The sequence below is a fragment of the Acinetobacter sp. Ac_3412 genome (assembly GCF_013072675.1).
GTDB classification, from domain to species: domain Bacteria; phylum Pseudomonadota; class Gammaproteobacteria; order Pseudomonadales; family Moraxellaceae; genus Acinetobacter; species Acinetobacter higginsii.
On the sequence record NZ_LXUJ01000001.1, the window covers coordinates 161,698 to 182,343 of the forward strand.

General features: G+C 40.4%; 21 protein-coding genes and 1 other RNA gene. 14 read left to right on the forward strand and 8 right to left on the reverse strand.

The window, feature by feature from the left end; translation table 11 throughout:
• Positions 1-129 precede the first annotated feature (129 nt).
• The gene (gene rpsT / locus A7P54_RS00790; RefSeq protein WP_004807943.1) at positions 130-396 is read left to right on the forward strand and encodes a 30S ribosomal protein S20; all 267 of its coding nucleotides are present in this window, start codon (positions 130-132) and stop codon (positions 394-396) included.
• Positions 397-444: 48 nt separating this feature from the next.
• Here the strand turns inward: rpsT and A7P54_RS00795 are convergent, their stop codons facing one another.
• Positions 445-1,707 (reverse strand): hypothetical protein, encoded by a 1,263-nt coding sequence (locus tag A7P54_RS00795; RefSeq protein WP_171548353.1) that lies wholly within the window; start codon positions 1,705-1,707, stop codon positions 445-447.
• Positions 1,708-1,895: 188 nt separating this feature from the next.
• Positions 1,896-5,012 (reverse strand): M66 family metalloprotease, encoded by a 3,117-nt coding sequence (locus A7P54_RS00800; RefSeq protein ID WP_171548354.1) that lies wholly within the window; start codon positions 5,010-5,012, stop codon positions 1,896-1,898.
• Positions 5,013-5,329: 317 nt separating this feature from the next.
• Between A7P54_RS00800 and A7P54_RS00805 the strand changes: the two genes are divergently transcribed.
• Positions 5,330-5,746, forward strand: a complete 417-nt coding sequence (locus A7P54_RS00805) for a hypothetical protein (RefSeq protein ID WP_171548355.1) — start codon at positions 5,330-5,332, stop codon at positions 5,744-5,746.
• A gap of 146 nt (positions 5,747-5,892) precedes the next feature.
• Here the strand turns inward: A7P54_RS00805 and A7P54_RS00810 are convergent, their stop codons facing one another.
• Together A7P54_RS00810 and A7P54_RS00815 are read right to left on the reverse strand one after the other, a co-directional pair.
• Positions 5,893-6,624 carry a phosphoglycerate mutase family protein gene (locus A7P54_RS00810; protein WP_171548356.1) on the reverse strand — a complete coding sequence of 244 codons (732 nt, stop codon included), beginning with the start codon at positions 6,622-6,624 and terminating at the stop codon, positions 5,893-5,895.
• A 51-nt stretch (positions 6,625-6,675) separates the two neighbouring features.
• Entirely contained in the window at positions 6,676-7,533 is an 858-nt protein-coding gene (locus A7P54_RS00815) for a 3'(2'),5'-bisphosphate nucleotidase CysQ (RefSeq protein ID WP_171548357.1), read from the reverse strand.
• An 11-nt stretch (positions 7,534-7,544) separates the two neighbouring features.
• Between A7P54_RS00815 and A7P54_RS00820 the strand changes: the two genes are divergently transcribed.
• The 4 genes from A7P54_RS00820 (at position 7,545) to A7P54_RS00835 (ending at position 10,399) form a co-directional block, all read left to right on the forward strand.
• Positions 7,545-8,249 (forward strand): HAD-IA family hydrolase, encoded by a 705-nt coding sequence (locus A7P54_RS00820; RefSeq protein WP_171548358.1) that lies wholly within the window; start codon positions 7,545-7,547, stop codon positions 8,247-8,249.
• The gene (locus A7P54_RS00825; protein WP_171548359.1) at positions 8,233-8,661 is read left to right on the forward strand and encodes a S4 domain-containing protein; all 429 of its coding nucleotides are present in this window, start codon (positions 8,233-8,235) and stop codon (positions 8,659-8,661) included. The genes A7P54_RS00820 and A7P54_RS00825 overlap by 17 nt, the downstream gene beginning before the upstream one ends.
• Positions 8,662-8,830: 169 nt before the next feature.
• Positions 8,831-9,877, forward strand: a complete 1,047-nt coding sequence (gene recA / locus A7P54_RS00830; protein ID WP_004807961.1) for a recombinase RecA — start codon at positions 8,831-8,833, stop codon at positions 9,875-9,877.
• 39 nt (positions 9,878-9,916) lie between these two features.
• The gene (locus tag A7P54_RS00835) at positions 9,917-10,399 is read left to right on the forward strand and encodes a regulatory protein RecX (protein WP_171548360.1); all 483 of its coding nucleotides are present in this window, start codon (positions 9,917-9,919) and stop codon (positions 10,397-10,399) included.
• A gap of 10 nt (positions 10,400-10,409) precedes the next feature.
• Here the strand turns inward: A7P54_RS00835 and ffs are convergent.
• An RNA gene (ffs, locus tag A7P54_RS00840) (signal recognition particle sRNA small type) lies at positions 10,410-10,506 on the reverse strand.
• Positions 10,507-10,830: 324 nt separating this feature from the next.
• On the opposite strand from ffs, the gene A7P54_RS00845 reads away from it, so the two are divergent.
• Positions 10,831-11,688 carry a YbgF trimerization domain-containing protein gene (locus tag A7P54_RS00845; protein WP_171548361.1) on the forward strand — a complete coding sequence of 286 codons (858 nt, stop codon included), beginning with the start codon at positions 10,831-10,833 and terminating at the stop codon, positions 11,686-11,688.
• Positions 11,689-11,750: 62 nt separating this feature from the next.
• On the opposite strand, the gene A7P54_RS00850 is transcribed toward A7P54_RS00845, so the two are convergent.
• The 3 genes from A7P54_RS00850 to A7P54_RS00860 all read right to left on the reverse strand — a co-directional run bounded on the left by A7P54_RS00850 (position 11,751) and on the right by A7P54_RS00860 (position 14,658).
• Positions 11,751-13,622, reverse strand: coding sequence for a SurA N-terminal domain-containing protein (locus A7P54_RS00850; RefSeq protein ID WP_171548362.1), 1,872 nt, complete (start codon positions 13,620-13,622; stop codon positions 11,751-11,753).
• Positions 13,623-13,761: 139 nt separating this feature from the next.
• A complete protein-coding gene (locus tag A7P54_RS00855; protein WP_004639426.1) occupies positions 13,762-14,034 on the reverse strand; it encodes an HU family DNA-binding protein in 273 nt (90 codons plus the stop codon).
• A gap of 168 nt (positions 14,035-14,202) precedes the next feature.
• Positions 14,203-14,658, reverse strand: coding sequence for a phasin family protein (locus tag A7P54_RS00860; protein ID WP_004807968.1), 456 nt, complete (start codon positions 14,656-14,658; stop codon positions 14,203-14,205).
• A gap of 208 nt (positions 14,659-14,866) precedes the next feature.
• Here A7P54_RS00860 and A7P54_RS00865 point away from each other — a divergent pair, with 208 nt between their 5' ends.
• The 7 genes from A7P54_RS00865 (at position 14,867) to hscA (ending at position 20,631) form a co-directional block, all read left to right on the forward strand.
• On the forward strand, positions 14,867-15,514 hold the full coding sequence (locus tag A7P54_RS00865; RefSeq protein ID WP_004807970.1) for a hypothetical protein: 648 nt from the start codon (positions 14,867-14,869) through the stop codon (positions 15,512-15,514).
• Positions 15,515-15,621: 107 nt separating this feature from the next.
• Positions 15,622-16,095 carry an Rrf2 family transcriptional regulator gene (locus A7P54_RS00870; RefSeq protein ID WP_004807972.1) on the forward strand — a complete coding sequence of 158 codons (474 nt, stop codon included), beginning with the start codon at positions 15,622-15,624 and terminating at the stop codon, positions 16,093-16,095.
• A gap of 1 nt (position 16,096) precedes the next feature.
• Complete coding sequence (locus A7P54_RS00875; RefSeq protein WP_004807975.1) at positions 16,097-17,314, forward strand: IscS subfamily cysteine desulfurase; 1,218 nt, start codon at positions 16,097-16,099, stop codon at positions 17,312-17,314.
• Positions 17,315-17,393: 79 nt separating this feature from the next.
• On the forward strand, positions 17,394-17,780 hold the full coding sequence (gene iscU, locus A7P54_RS00880; protein ID WP_004652980.1) for a Fe-S cluster assembly scaffold IscU: 387 nt from the start codon (positions 17,394-17,396) through the stop codon (positions 17,778-17,780).
• A gap of 29 nt (positions 17,781-17,809) precedes the next feature.
• Positions 17,810-18,130: an iron-sulfur cluster assembly protein IscA gene (gene iscA, locus A7P54_RS00885; RefSeq protein WP_004807977.1), complete on the forward strand. Its 321-nt coding sequence runs from the start codon at positions 17,810-17,812 to the stop codon at positions 18,128-18,130.
• Positions 18,131-18,214: 84 nt separating this feature from the next.
• A complete protein-coding gene (gene hscB / locus A7P54_RS00890; protein WP_171548363.1) occupies positions 18,215-18,733 on the forward strand; it encodes a Fe-S protein assembly co-chaperone HscB in 519 nt (172 codons plus the stop codon).
• 38 nt (positions 18,734-18,771) lie between these two features.
• Positions 18,772-20,631, forward strand: a complete 1,860-nt coding sequence (hscA, locus tag A7P54_RS00895; protein ID WP_171548364.1) for a Fe-S protein assembly chaperone HscA — start codon at positions 18,772-18,774, stop codon at positions 20,629-20,631.
• Positions 20,632-20,646: the final 15 nt, after the last annotated feature.

A 20,646-nucleotide genomic window follows, 5' to 3' on the forward strand; every position in this document is an offset into this window, starting at 1 on the left:
CAAGACTTGACTTCGCGGCTTAGTTTCCTCAAAATATGGCACTTGTTTACGGGCTGGTGAATGTTGCTAATGTTTTATTGGTTTTAACTTCAGCCCGCCCAGACCAACTTATTTTCAAGGAGTGCACGAGTGGCAAACTCTGCTCAAGCTAAAAAACGTGCTCGTCAAAACGTTAAAGCACGTAAACACAACGCAAGCTTACGTTCTATGGTTCGTACTTATATCAAACGTACTGTAAATGCGATTGCTGCTGGTGATTATGCTGTTGCTACAGAAGCTTATAAAACAGCTGTACCTGTAATCGACCGTATGGCTGATAAAGGCATCATCCACAAAAATAAAGCTGCTCGTCATAAGAGCCGCTTGAACGCTCAAGTTAAAGCATTAGCTAACTAATTTGATGCACATAAAAAAGCCCGAATTTTTCGGGCTTTTTTATTGCCTTTAATTTTTCACATAAGGCTGTAAGCCTGTTCCCGCCTCTGTCACGATCTTGAGCAGCTTCTGGCATAATGTATAACTCTCCTCCAACAAGCCCAAATCGCTCGCTCGGGCATTGCTCTGCATCAACAAGGCCTTATGCTGTTGATAGCGTTCTTGCAAATACAACTGATCTTGGCTTAATGCAATCATCATCAACTCAAAGCGAAAATCCAAATCGATTTTAATATCTACTGGCATATCACCGTAAGCCCATGCCTGTAATACTTCTAACCGACCTTGCCCTAGATTTGAAAAAATAAAATTGATATAAGCATCCAAGTTAGTAAAGAAATCCTGAATATCCGTTTGTGTATCCCAGCGTCCCATCAACGCAAAACTCGGTTCTACATTATTTTTTTGCCCCGTATTTTTATGCACATCCATTGAACGTAGACGAAAAATCAGGCGTTCAGGCAACTGCTCTTGCAATTGATCAGGAATAAAACGATCCGTAAAATCCATCGCAAAAGACAGCATTGGACTGACTGTTAATTTCCTAAGCACCATTTTCAACTGATAGAAAATACCAAGCTGCTTTTGGGTCAGTAAAAAGCATCGATATCCTGCATCCAACGCCAATTCAGGCCGTCCAATATTGCCCCAATTTGAAATAAAATCATGTGCAACATTAAATACATCCAACTTTAAATGCTGGGCATAACTTTGCTGCTCAAACCATTGACTAATCAATTGTTCCGCTTCAGGCATGCTTTGTGGTATTTGAAAATGATTTAATTGCTTTTTAGGCTCAGAAATTGGTTCAGTCACTTTGATTTTTAAAGGTTCTAACAAATATGGCTGCAACATATTTGAAACCGCATTTTCAGGGGATTGTAACTCACCCACTCCCCACACATTATAATTTGACTCATAGAAGCCAATTCCTGTTTCATGCGCGGCCTCATAAAAGACCCGATAGACCGCATCATTTTGTGCTTCATTTGCTAGAACATCTACTTGCACACTGGCACATAACCCTTGAGCGAACTTAGTCTTAATCCCTTGCACCCATTGTTGCGTCTGTTCAGAAAAATAAGATTGGTATTGCGGATCACAAATCTTGTTGCTAAATAAGTTCAACCATGCTTGCAAAGTTCTACCATGACTAGAGATATGGCGATATTGTTGATGCAGTTCAAAAGCAACTTGATGTGAATCATCTTCCGAAGGGACTTTACCTGTAAAAACCTCAGGCTCCCATAAGTAAATCGTGTTTAATAACATCTTTTTATCCAATTATGCGTCAAGTTTCTCTTTTTATAAGCCTATCATGACGAAAATTTCTACATTTTAAAAGTGCACTTTTATTATTTTTTTCAACTTTCTAAGAAAATACTCTGCATAAAAAAATATGAAGTCCCGAAGGACTTCATATCATCAACTTATGACGTTGAGATAAAATACCCAAATCATTAAGGACTAGCTTGTAAAAGCTTAGTCGCCAATACCAGATTCTTTGCAGACAAACCAGCAAGAATGAGGCTGTTATTTACGACCGGAATCGTCCATTTTTGATTGGCACCACTGGTACAACGATAGCGAATTAAACGCGCACGATTATTGGTTAAGTAGCCACCCTCCAAATCAAAGCACTGATTCGATTGCTTAATCGCCTGCGCAGTTGTATCAAGCTCCCACACTTGACTACTTGCACTGCTACAAGCTATCAGATTGATAACATTACCAGCTGTAGTCGTTAAACACTGATCTATATATTGCTTATTATGGATTTTACCCAATGCATCATAAATCCATTTCTCTGAGTCATTACCGACACAGCCTGTTGATCCACTAATAAATGCATTTAAATCACCATTCGCCAACTTCTCAGCTTTTAAACAATTGGTTCTGTTTAATAAACTGGTGCTTGATGCAAAATTCAAATCACCTTTGAGTTCTAACTTTTCAACAAAAGCATGGAATGCAGTTAATGCATCGGCATTTAAATTGGTCAAATCCGAACGATATACATTGATCCAGCGATTGAGTCGATAAAGCTTAATTTGCTGCTGGGTATAACGTACCATCTCATTCTGAGCATCAGGTGATAGTTGATCTTTAAAGGTTCTATATGAATCAAATAGTAACTTTGCATCCGTCGAAAGATTTACAACTGGCTTGTTTTTATTCTCGACTAAGGCCTGCTCTAATTGAGGCAACTCAATCGCTCTAAGAGCTGAGTATTCTGCTTCTTTACCAATTTCAACTGCAGGTGCTAGAGCCACTGTACTCACAGGAATAGATGTACTTGAAAGTAGCACTGCTGCTTGATTGGCCTTTTTACAATACAAATTCACTTGCTGCGGTGCTTCACTTTGCGCAAGGTTGACATGGAATTTATTGGCGTTGCTATTCGAGTTCATTCGTTGTGGTGCTAAAGCAATATTTTGACTCGTACTGGCAAACTGCACATTCAGCCAACAACTTGCTGTTACTGCATTCGGATTGGCTTGTGGTAGATCAAATACATTACCCCAATTCCCTTTCGCAGCAGGATAAACCAAGCCAACCTGCGCCTCTGGATCATATCCCCCCAAAATCGTATAGACTGGCACACCAAACATTTTTGGTTTCAAGTAATTACCATCAGCACGGTTATACCAAACATTACTTGAGTTTGGTGTTTTAGGCTGAGCAACCTCCATCATCCGAGTAGTGGCATTCCATTTTTTATAACCCGTTGGAGAAGTTGCATCCCAAACATAACGATCAAATGCAGGCTGAATTTTTAAATAGGTACTATAGCCGGTGTAATGAGTATATTTAGAAATGCTACTTGCCGTCGCACCACCAGACATCGCATCCCAACCATAGGCATATTTATTCAGAAAATTCGGTACACCATTTGCACCATCACCTAAATTAGTGGTAGTCCAATTGAGATTACCGCGCATTTTATTTCTAAACGCAATATAGCCCCAGCCACTATCAGCATGATGCGCTGCCCAGAACATATTATCCCCGACAGAACCAGGATAATGCCCCAATCCATAATGATGACCAATCTCATGACTAAACTCATTACCTACAGAGTCAATCAAGGTCAGCATACCATTCCCGCCACTGAGACCATGAGTTGCCTCACCGTTGCTGTATTTGCCGCGTGCATAATGCGCCACCACACTTTGCGTAATTTGTGGCTGTTCTTGGCTCGCCATTGAAGCACTGGTGATACCCCAATTGGCTAAATTAATCCCCACACCAAAAGTCGATTTAGCCGTGTTTTCACGCATATCACCACTATAAACATCACCCGTGGTTGCACTTGCCGAGTCGTAGATCACACCACTTGCGACCATGACTTTATTCAGCTTTAAATCCTCATATTTGGTCACAATCATACGTGCAGCAGGAATGGTCTGAAAATAATCTGTCCCCGCTTTGGCAGGTTCAAGCAACATATAGTGGCCTGTTGACTTCGGCGGGTCCGTTAATAAGCCCAAACGGATATTTTGCACCACCAATTCACCCGGTGCAGCCAAATCAATATTGTCGGAAGTTAAATCACCGCTACGATTATTCAGTGGATCAACCACGCGGAGATGTAAACCGGCACGAATTTCATTCCATTTTAAGGCAACCGTCCATGCTCTTTTAGAGTAACTCACAGGCGGACGCCCATCAGTATTGGATTGATCAGAGGCTGCAATTCTTGACGGCTCTTTCAATTTAACCGTTCTGAGTAGTTGATTGCCTTGATAAATTTCGACTTGTAGCTTCTGTAAATCACCCATTTCTGCCAATGGTGTCACCAACAACAAGGCATCTTTTTCTGTGGTTAGACGCGGCATTGAGTCTTTTTCATTATTCTTAGGATTGACCACATGACTTTGTGCAAATTGCAACATCGCAGCAAAACTGCCATTTAGATCATTACGCAGTAGACGTGGCAGTCCAAGCTTATCGTAATCATAAAAACCAAGCACCGATTCATCTATTATATTTTTACGAGGTTCTGGATAATTTTCTACCACAGGTGGAATAGATGGTGTTTCTGTATTTCCGCCTCCACCTTGGCTCGGTGTTTCTGGTGTCGTGTTATCCGAACCATTATTACCATTGTTCGGTGTTTCAGGTTTTGTATTTTCTGAACCATTATTGCCAGTATTAGGCACTTCTGGTGTTACACCACCTGAACCAGTATTACCACCATTTGGCGTTTCAGGTGTTGTCGTTCCTGAACTGTTATTACCATTATTCGGTGTTTCAGGTGTTGTCGTTCCCGAACCATTATTGCCAGTATTCGGAACTTCTGGTGTTACACCACCTGAACCAGTATTACCGCCGCCATTTGGTAGTTCTGGCACAGTAATTCCTGAGCCATTATTTGGTGTCTCAGGCGTCCCATCACCCGGTAACTCATTGGTTCCATCACCTGGCGTAGGATTGGTATTCCCTCCAGTACCATGATCATTTTTTGGCGGCTCGGTATTATTTGTTGCATTTGAATGATCTGCACCACCACCACCGCAAGCGACGAGCATGGCCGATAACAAACAAACCGTTAAATGTTTAAGTTGTAATTGCATCACACTTCCCCAAGAAAAACTTGATAAATTATCGTTAATGACAAATTAAGTTAATTAGTTAAAGTTAATATAAATCATGTATTTATATATACTATCAACTTAAATAGCAGGAAGGGAAATTAATTTATCGTAAAAACAAGAAATACTGGATTTATTACACTTTTAATCTAATTCAATTTTATTTACGTTTCCAAATTGAACATAACTCCACCAACAGCACTACACTTCCCTCACTCAAACTACCTATTTCAGGCATATAGAATTCATTTAAATTTAAGTTTTGAGCAACAATCAATCTACAAAAACTGGAGAGCCAAATGAATAAGAATGGGAAGTTTATCATCGCAGTCGCACTTTTTTCATGCAGTAGTCTCAGTTTTGCTGCAAGCTGCACAAATACGATCGAGAACAATACGGTCAGTGCTCTCACTGTTCCCGCAGGTGCAAATTGCACACTCAACAATTCGTCAATTGAAGGCGATGTAAATATCGGGAAAGGTGGCAGTTTGATTTTAAATAGCTCGTCTATCCAAGGCAGCATTCAAGCTAACCAAGCAAAAGCAATCAAATTAATTAACTCAAGTGTCAGTGGTGATATACATATTGCACAAGCTGCGACAATATTAAGTTTAGATAAGTCAATAATTTCAGGGAATATTCACTGCTCAGCCTCAACCAAGTTGCAAGCAAACCTCAGCAATATCGAAGGACAAAAAATTGGAAAATGTGGTTAATCAGACTTTAATTCAATCATGTCGATATTTGAATCCAAATGATCGGTTTGGATTCACATCAACAGCAGTCTAATGCCCTTGATTAGTGAGTTATTATCCGATTTGATTTTAATATTTCAAAGCAACATTTTTATTATCAATTAGAACTAGCGATTCAAAAACTGCTTTATTTCTAACGCTTGTCGCTCACCACGCCAAATCCATTTTAATTGACTTTCCGCAAAATCATCACCCTCAAACCATACAAACAAACCTTCCATCATGTCTGGCCAATCCGTTTGTTCAATTTGATTCTTACCTGAAATCACCGCAACAATTGCAGCAAGAATCGTGTCATGACTTACTGCCAAGCTTAAACCATTCTGTTGTGTAGGATGGGTATGATAAAGCAATTCCAATACATCAAATACGCCCGTAATGGGATGTTTCATCCCCGGCAAGGCATTATTCACAAAACTATTAATAAACCCTAATGCGCCCTGTTTACGAAAATAAGGCGCTGCCTGCTGTATGTCCAAAACAAAGCTGCCCGGTTCAACCAACAAACGCTGCTCAACAATTTCAATTTGATGGGTATTAACGACTTTACGTGTTTCATCAGCGCCTTCAATCATCAAAGCAGCAGTATCCACACAGCGCTGAATCGGGCTGGAAATACAATGTTGAATCGCCCGATCGGTATTTTGAATTAAATATTGCCCCCAAGCATAAGCCAAATCCCGACCTTGTTCAGTCAACTGCAAATCATAACCTGCCAAACCTTGCCCATTCACCAACTCACGTAAAGAGTGGCGCGTAAACAAAGTTACAGGAGTAGAAGCATCTGGCAGTAAGTCAATTGCTTCAAACATACTTTTAGGCAATAAATGCAGAGTCATATTCACATACAGGCTTTAATTTAACTCACTATAGCATGAGCCAGATAACACTCAATCTAAAATGCCAGAACGACTGAGCGCATCATATGCAATATTTTTGCAATGCTGATCTCGATAAGCGATAAAGCCGCCATTCAATACGGTCTCGCGCTGATTATAGAGGAAGGGCTTTTGATCCAAGGTCATCAGACCACCTCCAATACTTTCTAACAAGGCTTGTCCTGAACTCGTATCCCATTCTGAGGTTGGATGGAACCGAGGATAAATGTCAATTTCACCTTCAAGCATCATACAAAACTTGTAAGCACTGCCTGCTTCACGACGCTCTACCTTACGATTTTGTAAGATTGGCTCGATAAAGTTTTTATATTTTGGATTTTTACTGTTATGGCTCAAACCGATTTGCAACGGAGCCACCATATCATGCTCTTCAAGCTGATATTGGAACCACTCTTGTCGACTAAAACTATATTTATACGGTAATTGCGAGGTATGTCCGATGTACATCACCTGCTCGCATGGCACAGCAATAATCGCAAATATGGTCTGGTGACCGTCAATCAAACTCAGATTAATCGTGAACTCGTCACGCTCATGAATAAACTCTTTAGTCCCATCCAGTGGATCTAGCATCCAACAACGCTGCCATGCCGCTCGAGCAGAGTAATCACTCTCTTCTGATAACACAGGTAATTCAGGCGTCACTGTCGCTAAGTGCTTTAATAAAAAGTGATTTACCTTTAAATCAGCCTGCGTTACAGGCGAATCATCGCTTTTTTCCTGAATATTAAACTCGCAACCAGCACAATAACTTTGGTATTCTTCCAACAATATTTGACTTGCCTGCACCATGATCGGAACAAGTTGTGAAATTAACTGATCTTGTGGAGCAAGCGTTTTAATAAACATAGACCAACCTTATGTCATATTCAGATTTACAGCAGCAACCAATCGCCATGTTTGACATGGATGGCACCTTACTCGATTTAGCCTTTGATGATTTTATTTGGAATCATTGTTTGCCTGAACGACACGCTCAAGTACATCAATGTACGCTGGAGCAAAGCCAACAAACACTGTTTCAATTCTACCAACAACACAAGCATACACTATCTTGGTATTCTTCGGCGTACTGGACGGCTAAAGTTGGAGTTGATGTATTACAACTGCAATACGAGCATCGCGAAAAAATTCGTGCTCGCGTCGGCTGCCATCAACTCCTGCAGCAACTCAATGCCCAAGGTTATCGCTGTTGGTTACTGACCAATGCAGATCGTGCAGGCTTACAACTCAAACTTGAAAATGTAGAACTGAGCCCCTACTTTGAACTTATGATCAGTAGCGAAGAACTCGGGCATGCCAAAGAAGAAGTTGCTTTTTGGCAAAAGCTACAACAATTGCACCCATTTGATCCCGCACAAGCAGTATTTATTGACGATACAGTTGCCGTGCTCAAAGGTGCAGAAGACTTTGGTATCTGCCAGTTATTCAGTATTCTACAGCCGTCTAGTAGCAAAGCTGCGAAAGCCGCAACTGAGCTGCCATACCCTGCACTTGATCATTTAACCGAACTTTTTGATTATCTTGAAACCAACCAACAGGTAGCAGATGCCAAAACAGCATGAAGCAGAAAGCATGGATGCCATGCGCATTGATAAATGGCTTTGGGCGGCTCGTTTTTTTAAAACACGCTCAATTGCCAAAGCTGCGATTGAAGGTGGCAAAGTCCATCACAACAATGATCGCGTCAAAGTTTCTAGAGATGTGCGTGTTGGAATGGAACTCACCATTCAACAGGGTCTCGATAAAAAAACTGTGGTTGTGAAAGCACTTTCCGCCATCCGCGGTGGTGCACCAATGGCGCAACTGCTTTATGAAGAAACAGTAGAAAGTATTACCCGCAGAGAGTTGCATGCCTCACAACGAAAATTGCATAATCTAGCCCGACCCGATCACCGACCAAGTAAAAAAGATCGTCGTGATATCAATCGTTTTAAACAAGAAAATGTAGAATCCTGGTCTTATCATGATGAATAGACGGGATGAATATTTTCTATTTTTGGATGCGTCATCTCGTGTCGCATAGACACAGATCAGATGTAGAATAAACAACTAGAATCTGCCACTATACTCAAGTCCCAACAAGTTGAGATTCAATACATCCACTTGGGTTAGTCGTTAAGAAATAAAGTTTTGAGGTTTTGAGATGGATGATAATAAAAGTAAAGCGCTACAAGCTGCCTTAGGTCAGATTGAAAAGCAATTTGGTAAAAATACCGTGATGCGCTTAGGTGATAACACTGTATTAGCAGTTGAAGCTGTTTCTACGGGTTCTTTAACACTCGATATCGCATTAGGGATTGGTGGATTACCTAAGGGTCGTATTGTTGAAATTTACGGTCCTGAATCTTCAGGTAAAACCACCATGACATTGCAAGCGATTGCACAATGTCAAAAGAATGGCGGTACATGTGCATTTATCGATGCAGAACATGCCTTAGACCCTGAATATGCACGTAAACTCGGTGTAGATATTGATAACCTATTGGTTTCACAGCCCGACCACGGTGAACAGGCATTAGAAATTGCTGACATGTTGGTTCGTTCAGGTGCAATTGATCTCATCGTTGTCGACTCCGTTGCTGCATTAACGCCTAAAGCTGAAATTGAAGGCGAAATGGGTGATTCACACATGGGCTTACAAGCGCGTTTGATGAGTCAGGCACTGCGTAAAATCACAGGTAATGCAAAACGTTCGAACTGTATGGTGATCTTCATTAACCAAATCCGTATGAAGATTGGTGTCATGTTTGGTAGCCCAGAAACAACGACTGGTGGTAATGCGCTTAAATTCTACGCTTCAGTTCGTTTAGATATTCGTCGTATCGGTGCAGTAAAAGAAGGCGATGAAATTACAGGTAACGAAACACGCGTTAAAGTTGTTAAAAACAAGATGGCACCTCCGTTCAAAGAAGCGGTCTTCCAGATCATGTATGGTCGAGGTACCAACCAGTTGGGCGAACTCGTTGATCTAGCCGTTCAACAAGATATCGTTCAAAAAGCAGGTGCTTGGTATTCATACCAAGGTAATAAAATTGGGCAAGGTAAAAATAATGTGATTCGTCATTTTGAAGAGAATCCATTAATGGCTCAAGAAATTGAAAAAATCATTCGTGAACAGCTTCTCACCAAGAATAAAAACGAAGCAGCTCAAAATGAGATTGAAGAAGAACCAGATTTACTAGAAATCTAAACTGAAACGCCCTTCGGGGCGTTTTTTAATGAGGAAGGCATGTTTAATTCAGATCAAACAGAGAAACCCAAAACACTGACTGGGCAACGATTACGCTCCTATGCTTTTGCTCTGCTCACGCGTCGTGATTATTCAAAAGCCGAATTAATCAGCAAACTAAATCTCTATGCAATCAATCCAGATGAAGTGGCCAACCTTGTCGAAGAATTAGCACAACAGAACTATCAGAGTGACCAACGTGTCGCTGAGCTGACGCTTGCCAGCCAAATTAGAAAAGGTAAAGGTTTACAACGAATCAAACAGGCATTAAAAGCAAAACAACTGGATGCAGAACTGATTACTGAAGAACTTCAAGAAGTAGACTGGCTCGATCAAGCCTATCAGCTTAAGGTCAAAAAATTTGGAGAAGAAGTCTCAACTGACCCTAAAATCAAAGCTAAACAAGTTCGATTTTTACAATATCGTGGTTTTGATATGGGGGTAATTATGAAAGCGATTGCTCGAACGAGCGAAGAAGAATAAATGGTGGCAGCCCTACCAGCATGACTTCGGCACATCATAGTTCTACTACCGTTGCTACCTTCCGGTCCTGGCGGGGTTCGTAGAGTACAATTGCGAAGCTACCAGCAGGGCTACCATTGCCTGACAAAGTATAGAGATTTTTATCCGAGTTGCAAGCCTTGTCTCTGTTTTTCAGTGAGTTTTCAACTCAACTGCCTAATTCCTCATCAATCTCTATATATTTGTTATCTATTTATTTTCATTATGTTTAAACATTAAACAATAACCAACCAATTCCCTTCAAAAGTGCTTGAAGATTGTAAATGCTTATTGCATTTAAATGAGTTGCTGTTTTAATGGCTTAATCAAAAATCTATATCTGATGTGTTGCAAGTAAAAGGTGAAGACTTGTTCGACCGCAGCTTTATATTTCAACTTATGGATGAATTTTTATGCTAAAAAAGCATTCCGTACTTTTTATTGCCCTGCTCAGCAGTGCACATTTATATGCCAATGTTCCTATTGAATCGCGCTCGTTAAGCCAACAACAAGCCAATAATGTTGTTGCAGGTTCCCCAAGCTTGAACTGGGAAATCATGCAAAAGAACCAAAAACTTGAAGAAGAAATTCGTAAGTTACGTGGTCAACTTGAAGAACATGACAATGCGATCGAGCAATTAAAGAAAGAGCTCACCAATCGCTATACTGATCTTGATCAACGCTTAGAACTGCTTTCGCAAAAAATTGATCCACCAGAAGATAACCCTGAAGCTCAAGATGGAGCTGCGGCAGGCGCGGCCACAGATACGGCTGCACCTGTTATTGCACCGACAGCACCCGCAGCACAGCAACAGACACCACCTGTGAAACCACAAGCATCAGCCGCCGAGCAACCACCACAGCCCAATACAGCAACAACCAGCAATACCACCAATCAAATTGAGTTAGAAAAAGCAGCCTATACTGTTGCACTTGATGCCTATAAACAAGGTGGTGCAAAAAAAGCTATTCAACCAATGCAAAACTTCATTAAAAACCATCCGAATGGTATTTATGTTGGTAATGCATATTTTTGGTTAGCTGAATTTTACTTGGCCGTTGAGCCTGTAGATTATAAAGCTGCCAAACAGAACTATAATATTGTAGCAACACGCTATCCAAACTCTGCTAAAGCATCTCGTGCAGTTTATCAGTTATATAGTATTGCCAAAGAAGTAGACAAAAACACTGCTTTAGCAAATCAATATAAAAGCAAGCTGCTCAGCCAATACCCACAATCTGAAGAAGCTAAATTTATTCAGAAAAAATAGTTTATCGCCTCCAATAAAAAAGCCAGTTTGTTTAAACTGGCTTTTTTATGCTTAGAACAAACTTATTTGATCTTTGCTTGTGATTTCAAGTATTCAGTATAGTCTTCCAAGACCTGCTGACCACGGAACTGTTGATAAAGCTTATTCAACTCTTGTAACTGTTCTGCTGGTAAAGTGCTTGCTACGCTACTATTCACATTTGAAACTGCAACGATCACTAATTCATTTGGCAACTTGGCAGTCGTTGCAGACCATAAACCATCTTTGCTTGGTGCAGGAATACTAAATGCTGCACGCTCAATAGGACGTTTTAAACCTTGTGAACGAGCAAATGTGCCTGCATTTTCAAAAGTGACTTGAGATTTAGCAACCACCTGAGCCGCTGGCTGAGTTTTAAAGTCAGCAAGGATTGCTGCAATTTTCGCTTGAGCAGCTTTGTATGCTTTTGCTTCAATGACTTTCGCTTTGACATCAGCAGTTGCCTCGTTTAAAGGTTTTACACCTGCTGCATGGTAATTACGTACTTTGATCCAAATCGTATCACCATTCGCCATTTGAATATTTGAAGATGCATTACGATCACCGTTTTTTACATCATCATTGAACAATTTTGCTTTAACGCTCAAATCACTTAAATATGGATTATCGGTTGTTAAGGTTACAGCATCAGCAGATTCAATACGTGCACCTTTTACTTCTTGCGCAACAACATCAAGTGAATCGCCACCAACAACCATTTCGTTTAAATTATTCACTGTATCACTGAATAAATTCGCTGCTTTCGATTTTTCAACCTCAGCCGTTAAGCGTGCTTTTTCAGCCTCAAATGAAGGAATATTGGCAACTGGTGCATTGGCTTCAATGATGTGATAACCATATTGTGTTTTAACAGGTTTAGAAATCTGGCCATTTTTCAATGCAGTAACCGCATTATCAAAGTCAGCTGAGAATACCCCAGGTGCATAGGCTTCAACTAAACCGCCATTTGCTTTAGAGCTTGGGTCTTCAGAGTACTGAGCTGCTGCTTGAGCAAATGACTCACCTGCTTGAATTTTAGCGTAAACTTCATTCGCAAGCTTTTGAGCAGCCGCGTCATCACGCGCATCTGTGGTAATTAAGATATGCTTAACTTCACGCTTTACATCTTTTTGTTGCTTGTCCACAAATGCAGTATAAGCTTGCTGTAAATCAGCTTCAGTTACCGCAAGGTTTGCTTTCGGCAATAATGCTGGTGTAAGTACGACATAATCAACATCGACACTGGCAACTTGCTTAAACTCGTTTTTATGCTTGTTGTAATAGTCAGCAATTTCTTGATTCGATACAGTCACGCCTTTTTTATAATCATCTAGCTTAATACTTGCCAAATGCAAAGTACGTTGTTCCGTTTGCAAATTAGCTAACTGCTGTACATCAGACTTGCTCACCAATGCATAATCCATCAATGATGTTGAAATCATTTTAAGCGCATGGTCTTGACGCAAGCTAGCAATCAACGCCTGATTCGTCATCCCTACAGAACGCAAATAGTTTTCATATAATTTTTGTGAAAACTGTCCATTTTCTTGGAAGCTTGGCTGCTGAGCTAACATTTGCTCAAGCTGTACATCACTTAAAGTCATACCTAACTTTTCAGCTTGCTGTTGCAACAAACTGCGTGCAACAAGTGCATCCAATGCTTTTTCCTGAATGACAGGTAAATTTAAAAGAGACTCATCACCTTTGACCAATGACAAATACTGGTCTTTATAGTTCTTGGTTGCACTTTCTAATTCTTTATTAGAAATATCTTGACCGTTTACCGATTTCGCAACGTCTGCTTTATTGCTACCACTAAAATATCCTTCAATCCCTACAAGTGCTAAAGGGGTCAAAAACAAAACGAGCAGGACTTTACCCAACCAACCCTTAATGAGAGTACGAAACGATTCCATAAGAATTCCAATATTTTATTTCGGGGCAATTTTAACTGAAAAACAAAGACGAATGAATGCAGAATAAAGATCAAATTAACTTTTTCATTCAATAAATAAAAAACGCACCCTGAATGGTGCGTTTATTGATTTAAAAAGATTACGCAACCGAATCTTTTAAACCCTTACCAGCTTTGAAGCTAGGTACTTTGCTTGCTTTGATTTGAAGTTCTTCACCAGTCTTAGGGTTACGACCAGTACGAGCAGCACGTTCTTTCACGCTGAAAGTACCGAAACCAACTAAAGTAACCGTGTCACCTTTTTTAAGTGCTTCAGTGATTGATGCAATTGTCGCATCGAGTGCCTTACCAGCATCCGATTTAGACACTCCCCCTTTTTCAGCAATCGCATCAATTAATTCTGATTTATTCATGATAAAAAATATCCTCTTAATATCGTTTGTTAAGATCCAAGGCTATAGTTTAAAAGGCCATGACGCCTTTATAGCAATGCTTTGGGGGAGAACGCAATACTAGAAAGACCTTTTAATTAAAATAAATACTGAAAAACGACATAAACGGACCAGTTACCAGCATTTTTTTTACTTTTTATTCAATTTAGCCTTCAATTGGTTATTTTCTTCAATCAAAGCATCCACTTTGATATGCAACTGCACAAGAAGCTGTTCGATATGCTGAAGATCCTTCGGCGTCACCAAGCCAATACGATTCAAAGAGTGATTTACGCCCGTATCTAAAATCTTTTCAACTTTGTCTTTGGTATCTGTTACAGACTCTTTGGCTTTCTCTGTGACCTTGCCAACCGTATTGTCTGCGAAATCGACTGTTTTCGACTCAAGCTCTTCACCGACCTTGACCAGTGAGTCAAACAATTTATTTCCTTCTTCTTCAGCACGTGAAAAAGCACCCAAACCAGCAAGCCAAATTTGTTGTGTATATTTTTTGAAATCCAGTGCAGATTTTTTAGAACTCTTTGATTTTGGCTTAGTTTTTACTTCAGCTTCTTCGTTAGGATTTTCTATGTTTGAGTTATCCATTGACCATTACTCCTAAGCTCTTTACAAACAGTATGTCGTATTTAACCATAAAAATGTTTTTATAATATCAAAGTTAAGACTTGATCGTTTTAAAAAACTGTTCTACAAAGCAATAAAGTCATGTAAATTATTTTTAACAATTGAGTAAGGATACTCAAAGTTTACAGATTTTATTGTTTTAACGTTATTGGCAAGGAAAAAGAGATCTATGAGTGATACGCAACAAAGACATAAACACCCCCATTTGTTGCTAAACATTGTCATCATTGTTTTAGAAACTTTTTTCTCCTTCGTCCTTACGCATGATGCGGGATTGCGCTTGCAAGCAAAAAAGCTCATCGATAAAAAGATGACGATTCGTATCAATAGCTACATTCCGTTCTTTGACTTTTATATCCAATTTACCGAAAAAGGTTTGTTGTTCGATATGAAAGCACTGGATCGTAACATCGATTTAGAGATTAATAGCACACTCATCGATCTGATTAAGATTTTTGTGTTTAACAATCAGCGCAGCATTACCAATATGCGTATCCTTGGTGATGCCGTTCTCGCTGAAGAATTTTTAGATTTACTTCCACACCTTACGCTCTCCAGCATTCTGGCAAACTGGAAACAATGGTTAAATCTATTTAATGATGAAGCTGAAGCCGTTGCATCTCAGCAACGCATTGCCCCACTCTTAGATAAAATTGATCAGCAGCGCTCTGAAATCAACACGTTGTTGGTTGAAGTAAAACAATATCAAAACCGTATTCACCGCCTGCAAAAACGTCAGCGCTTGATTAATATCAGCTTTGCGGTATTGAGCTTTATTTTCATTGCCTTTTTTGTTTATAATACGTGGATACAATAATTCCAATATATTTTACTTTTCACACTGATAATGACAATTTAAAACTTGACTATTTTAGTCGGAATTCATAAAATTTACCTATCTAGTCTAACCATGTGTACCGAATCATGCGTCTTACAACTCGCGGTCGTTACGCAGTGACTGCTCTACTTGATTTAGCTTTGCAGCCAACTGAACAAACGATCACGCTTGCGGAAATAGCAGCACGCCAATCCATTTCAGTCGCTTATTTAGAACAGTTATTCGCAAAACTTAAACGTCATGGGTTAGTTTCAAGCGTTCGTGGTGCAAATGGTGGCTATCACCTTGCGCGCACTGCAAGTGAAATCACCGTGCTAGAAATTATCGAAGCTGTAAATGAAACTGTTGATGCAACCCGTTGTGACCACAAAGGCAACTGCCAGAATGGTGCAATGTGTTTAACGCACGACTTATGGCAAGAACTCTCCCACCATATTGCCGATTATCTCGCAAAAATCACGCTTGCTGATTTAATTGCGCGTGACAACGTTCAAACTGTTGCTCTACGCCAAAATTCACCAAGTTTAGATTCAGCCCTTCTATCGGTTACAGGTATTTGACATGAAACGTCCAATTTATCTTGATTACGCAGCAACCACTCCTGTACTGCCTGAAGTTGCAGAACGTATGGTGGAGTGTTTAACGTTCGAAGGGACTTTTGGTAACCCTGCGTCACGTTCACATGCTTATGGTTGGCAAGCCGAAGAAAAAGCTGAGTATGCGCGTGAGCAAGTTGCAAATTTAATCAAAGCAGACCCTCGTGAAATCGTGTGGACTTCAGGTGCGACTGAATCTGACAACCTTGCATTAAAAGGGATTGCTCAATTCTACGGCTCAAAAGGCAAACACATCATTACAAGTAAAATCGAACACAAAGCTGTGTTAGATCCTTGCCGTGAGCTTGAAGAACAAGGTTTCGAAATTACATATTTAGAACCAGAACCACGTACAGGTTTAATTACACCTGAAATGGTTAAAGCAGCTTTACGCCCTGATACCATTCTTGTATCACTCATGATGGTGAACAATGAAATCGGTACCGTAACAGACGTTGCTGCAATTGGTGAATTAACTCGTGCCAATAAAACATTCTTCCATGTCGATGCCGCTCAAGCAGCTGGTAAAGTTGAAATTGATCTTTCAACCATGAAAGTCGACTTGATGAGTTTCTCTGGTCACAAAATTTATGGCCCTAAAGGTATTGGTGCACTTTTTGTTCGCCGTAGCCCACGTGTTCGCTTAAAAGCACAAATGCACGGTGGTGGTCATGAGCGTGGTATGCGTTCTGGTACTTTAGCGACACACCAAATTGTTGGTATGGGTGAGGCTTTTGAAATTGCTGGCAAAACGATGCAAGCAGAGCAAGAGCGTATCCGTAAATTACGCGACAAGCTTTGGAATGGTTTACAAGACCTTGAACAAGTGTTCTTGAATGGCCACCCAACACAAAACGTTGCAAACTATCTAAATGTCAGCTTCAACTTTGTTGAAGGTGAATCACTGATGATGGCACTGAAAGATGTTGCTGTTTCAAGCGGTTCAGCATGTACATCTGCAACTTTAGAGCCTTCATACGTTTTACGTGCTTTAGGTTTATCTGATGAGTTAGCACACAGTTCAATCCGTTTCAGTTTTGGTAAATACACAACTGAAGCAGATATTGATCACGTGTTAACAATTACCAAAGCTGCAGTTGAGAAGTTGCGTGAACTTTCTCCGCTTTGGGATATGTACAAAGAAGGTATCGACCTTTCAACAGTTGAATGGGCTGAACACTAATTCATTGAACCCTCAATTGAAAAACGTGTTTTTACCCTCATATTAATATTAGGCTGACCCCGAGGTTTGGAGAAGCAACATGGCTTATAGCGAAAAAGTAATTGATCATTACGAAAATCCTCGTAATGTTGGCGTTTTAGACAAAAATGCAGAAAACGTAGGTACAGGTATGGTCGGTGCACCAGCGTGTGGCGACGTAATGCGTCTACAAATTCAAGTCGATGACAATGGCGTAATTGAAGAAGCTCGCTTCAAAACTTATGGCTGTGGTTCTGCAATTGCATCAAGTTCTCTTGTAACCGAATGGTTAAAAGGTAAAACGCTTGATGAAGCTCAATCAATCAAAAACATTGATATCGCGACTGAGCTTGCACTTCCACCAGTAAAAGTACACTGCTCTGTATTGGCTGAAGATGCAATTAAAGCTGCGATTGAAGACTATCGTGGCAAGAAAGCGAAAGCTTAATTGATGAACGAAATAACATTGGAGTTTTCATGATCCATTTAACTGAAAATGCTGCGAGTCACATCAGCAATTACCTGCAAAATCGTGGTAAGGGCGAAGGCATTCGTATTGGTGTGAAAACTTCAGGTTGTTCTGGGTTGGCTTATGTACTTGAGTTTGTCGATGATGTTGACACGCATGACCAAGTATTTGAACAACTTGGCGTTAAAGTTTTTGTTGACCCGAAAAGCTTAGTTTATCTCAATGGTTTAGAGATGGACTATGTCAAAAATGGTCTGAATGAAGGCTTTGAATTTAACAACCCAAATCAAAAAGGTGAATGTGGTTGCGGTGAATCATTTACTGTTTAACTGGCAACACCCCTCTTTCTTTTCGTCAAAACAGTGTGTTCCGCACTGTTTTAACGTATTTATCAATAGCGGAATTCATCTCCCATGAATCATTTTGAGTTGTTCCAATTACCCGAAGCACTCGATATAGATTTAGCAGCTTTAAAAAAACAGTTTTTAAGTTTGCAACAGCAATATCACCCAGATAAAGCCACTGACAAAGATCAGGCATTGATCAAGTCGAGCGAAATCAATCAAGCATTTAAAGTACTTTCACAAGTTGACAGTCGTGCTGCGTATCTGCTTGCCTTAAAAAAACAAGATCATCATCTGGATCAATCCATTAGTGATTTTGAATTTTTGCAATCTGCACTCGAAATGCGTGAACAATTAGATGAAGCAACATCTACAGAGCAATTAAATACACTAAAAGTTGAAATTCAACAGTGGATGGATGGTTTAGTTCGCGAATTTAAAATTGATTTTGCTGACGAAGACTGGGCAGAAGCACGTGATACTGTTCGTAAATTACGTTTTTTCCAACGTGTTATGAATGATATTGATAAAGCTGAAGATCGCATGTTGGACGAAGAAGAAAGCTTCGACCTCGATGATGATTTTTAATCCGCTGTTACCGATTATTTTCAAGGGATACCGCACGCATGGCGCTTTTGCAAATTGCTGAACCAGGTCAAGCTACTGCCCCGCATCAACATCGTATTGCGATCGGCATTGACTTAGGGACAACCCACTCTTTAGTGGCGACAGTGCTATCGGGAAAACCGAAAGTTCTACAAGATGACAAAGACCGAGTATTACTGCCGTCTATTGTTCACTATGCAAAGGATGCAACGACGTTTGGCTATGAAGCTAAACCTTTTATGCTGACTGATCCTAAAAATACAGTTGTTTCAGTAAAACGCTTTATGGGTCGATCACAAGCAGATATCAAATTCCAGCATCCCTACACACTCGTAGGTGCAGAAAATGAAATGCCGGCATTTGAAACCGCTGCTGGTCGTAAAACACCAGTCGAAATTTCTGCTGAAATTTTAAAACAGTTAAAAGATCGTGCTGAAGCAAGCCTGAGTAATCCGGTAAATGGTGCGGTGATTACCGTTCCTGCTTATTTTGATGAAGCACAACGTCAAGCCACGCGTGATGCTGCTCAGCTTGCAGGTTTGAATGTTTTACGTTTATTGAATGAACCTACCGCTGCTGCTGTAGCTTATGGATTAGACCAAGACACCAATCTCAGTACTGACCGCAACTACGTCATTTACGATCTAGGTGGTGGTACTTTTGATGTCTCGATTTTACGTTTTTCGCAAGGTGTATTTGAAGTTCTTGCAACAGGTGGACACACGGCCCTTGGTGGTGATGATCTTGATCGCTTAATCGTAAAATGGGCGAAAAAACAGCTCAATATCGATACTTTAAGTGATGAAGAATACGCTGTTTTCATCATGGCCGCACGTCAAGCCAAAGAACATTTAACAGACCATGATTCTGCTGAATTAAAACTATTGGATGATCGCCTGACTTTAGATCGTTCAACTTTTGAATCGATTATTCAAGTTGCACTCGATAAAACCATGAGCGTGTGCAAACGTGTATTACGTGATGCTAAGCTTGAACTTGACGACATTGAACATGTGGTTCTTGTTGGTGGCTCTACCCGCTCTTACGCAGTACAAAAAGCGGTACGTGAATTATTTGAACGTGAACCTCTTTGCACCATTAATCCAGATGAAGTGGTTGCGATTGGCGCGTCAATTACAGCCAATCAGTTGATTGGGAATAGTCAAGATGGTTCATTATTACTTGATGTGACCCCGCTCTCTCTTGGTTTAGAGACCATGGGTGGTTTGGTTGAGCGTCTGATTTCACGTAATACAGCGATTCCTGTTGCACGCCGTCAAGAATTTACCACTTATCAAGATGGCCAAACCGCGATGTTGATTCATGTGGTGCAAGGTGAACGTGATCTGGTTGAGCATTGCCGTTCATTGGGCCGCTTTGTATTACATGGCATCCCACCAATGACTGCTGGTCAAGCGCGTATTGAAGTAACGTTCCAAGTCGATGCCGATGGTTTATTGACGGTTTCAGCTAAAGAGACCACCTCTGGTGTTCAGGCGAAAATCGATATCAAACCATCTTACGGCCTATCTTCAGCAGATACTGAGCGCTTATTGGTTGAAGGTTTCCAATACGCCGAGGAAGATAAACATCTTCGTCACTTGCAAGAGACCAAGGTTGAAGCACAACGTGAGCTTGAAGCATTGGAGCAAGCCTTGAAAGCAGATACTGATTTACTCTCTCAGCAACAGGCTCGCGACTTAATTCTTGCTGCTGAAGCGTTAAAAGCCCGTCTTAAGACAGATGAGCTGGCAGCGATTGAACATGCCGTTCAGCAACTTAAAATTCATAGTGATGCCTTTGCTGCGCTTCGTATGAACCGACATATTGACCATGCCTTAAAAGGTACGAAACTTGAAGATTGGTCAAACTCAAACTAAAGGTATAGGTGATCA

Coding starts and splice junctions, on each gene's coding strand:
- A7P54_RS00825 (WP_171548359.1), top strand. CDS start 8,233: ATGCCAAAACAGCATGAAGCAGAAAGCATGGATGCCATGCGCATTGAT.
- A7P54_RS00795 (WP_171548353.1), bottom strand. CDS start 1,707: ATGTTATTAAACACGATTTACTTATGGGAGCCTGAGGTTTTTACAGGT.
- iscU (WP_004652980.1), top strand. CDS start 17,394: ATGGCTTATAGCGAAAAAGTAATTGATCATTACGAAAATCCTCGTAAT.
- A7P54_RS00870 (WP_004807972.1), top strand. CDS start 15,622: ATGCGTCTTACAACTCGCGGTCGTTACGCAGTGACTGCTCTACTTGAT.
- A7P54_RS00850 (WP_171548362.1), bottom strand. CDS start 13,622: ATGGAATCGTTTCGTACTCTCATTAAGGGTTGGTTGGGTAAAGTCCTG.
- hscA (WP_171548364.1), top strand. CDS start 18,772: ATGGCGCTTTTGCAAATTGCTGAACCAGGTCAAGCTACTGCCCCGCAT.
- A7P54_RS00835 (WP_171548360.1), top strand. CDS start 9,917: ATGTTTAATTCAGATCAAACAGAGAAACCCAAAACACTGACTGGGCAA.
- A7P54_RS00855 (WP_004639426.1), bottom strand. CDS start 14,034: ATGAATAAATCAGAATTAATTGATGCGATTGCTGAAAAAGGGGGAGTG.
- A7P54_RS00820 (WP_171548358.1), top strand. CDS start 7,545: ATGTCATATTCAGATTTACAGCAGCAACCAATCGCCATGTTTGACATG.
- A7P54_RS00865 (WP_004807970.1), top strand. CDS start 14,867: ATGAGTGATACGCAACAAAGACATAAACACCCCCATTTGTTGCTAAAC.
- iscA (WP_004807977.1), top strand. CDS start 17,810: ATGATCCATTTAACTGAAAATGCTGCGAGTCACATCAGCAATTACCTG.
- A7P54_RS00805 (WP_171548355.1), top strand. CDS start 5,330: ATGAATAAGAATGGGAAGTTTATCATCGCAGTCGCACTTTTTTCATGC.
- A7P54_RS00845 (WP_171548361.1), top strand. CDS start 10,831: ATGCTAAAAAAGCATTCCGTACTTTTTATTGCCCTGCTCAGCAGTGCA.
- recA (WP_004807961.1), top strand. CDS start 8,831: ATGGATGATAATAAAAGTAAAGCGCTACAAGCTGCCTTAGGTCAGATT.
- hscB (WP_171548363.1), top strand. CDS start 18,215: ATGAATCATTTTGAGTTGTTCCAATTACCCGAAGCACTCGATATAGAT.
- A7P54_RS00860 (WP_004807968.1), bottom strand. CDS start 14,658: ATGGATAACTCAAACATAGAAAATCCTAACGAAGAAGCTGAAGTAAAA.
- A7P54_RS00800 (WP_171548354.1), bottom strand. CDS start 5,012: ATGCAATTACAACTTAAACATTTAACGGTTTGTTTGTTATCGGCCATG.
- A7P54_RS00815 (WP_171548357.1), bottom strand. CDS start 7,533: ATGTTTATTAAAACGCTTGCTCCACAAGATCAGTTAATTTCACAACTT.
- A7P54_RS00810 (WP_171548356.1), bottom strand. CDS start 6,624: ATGACTCTGCATTTATTGCCTAAAAGTATGTTTGAAGCAATTGACTTA.
- A7P54_RS00875 (WP_004807975.1), top strand. CDS start 16,097: ATGAAACGTCCAATTTATCTTGATTACGCAGCAACCACTCCTGTACTG.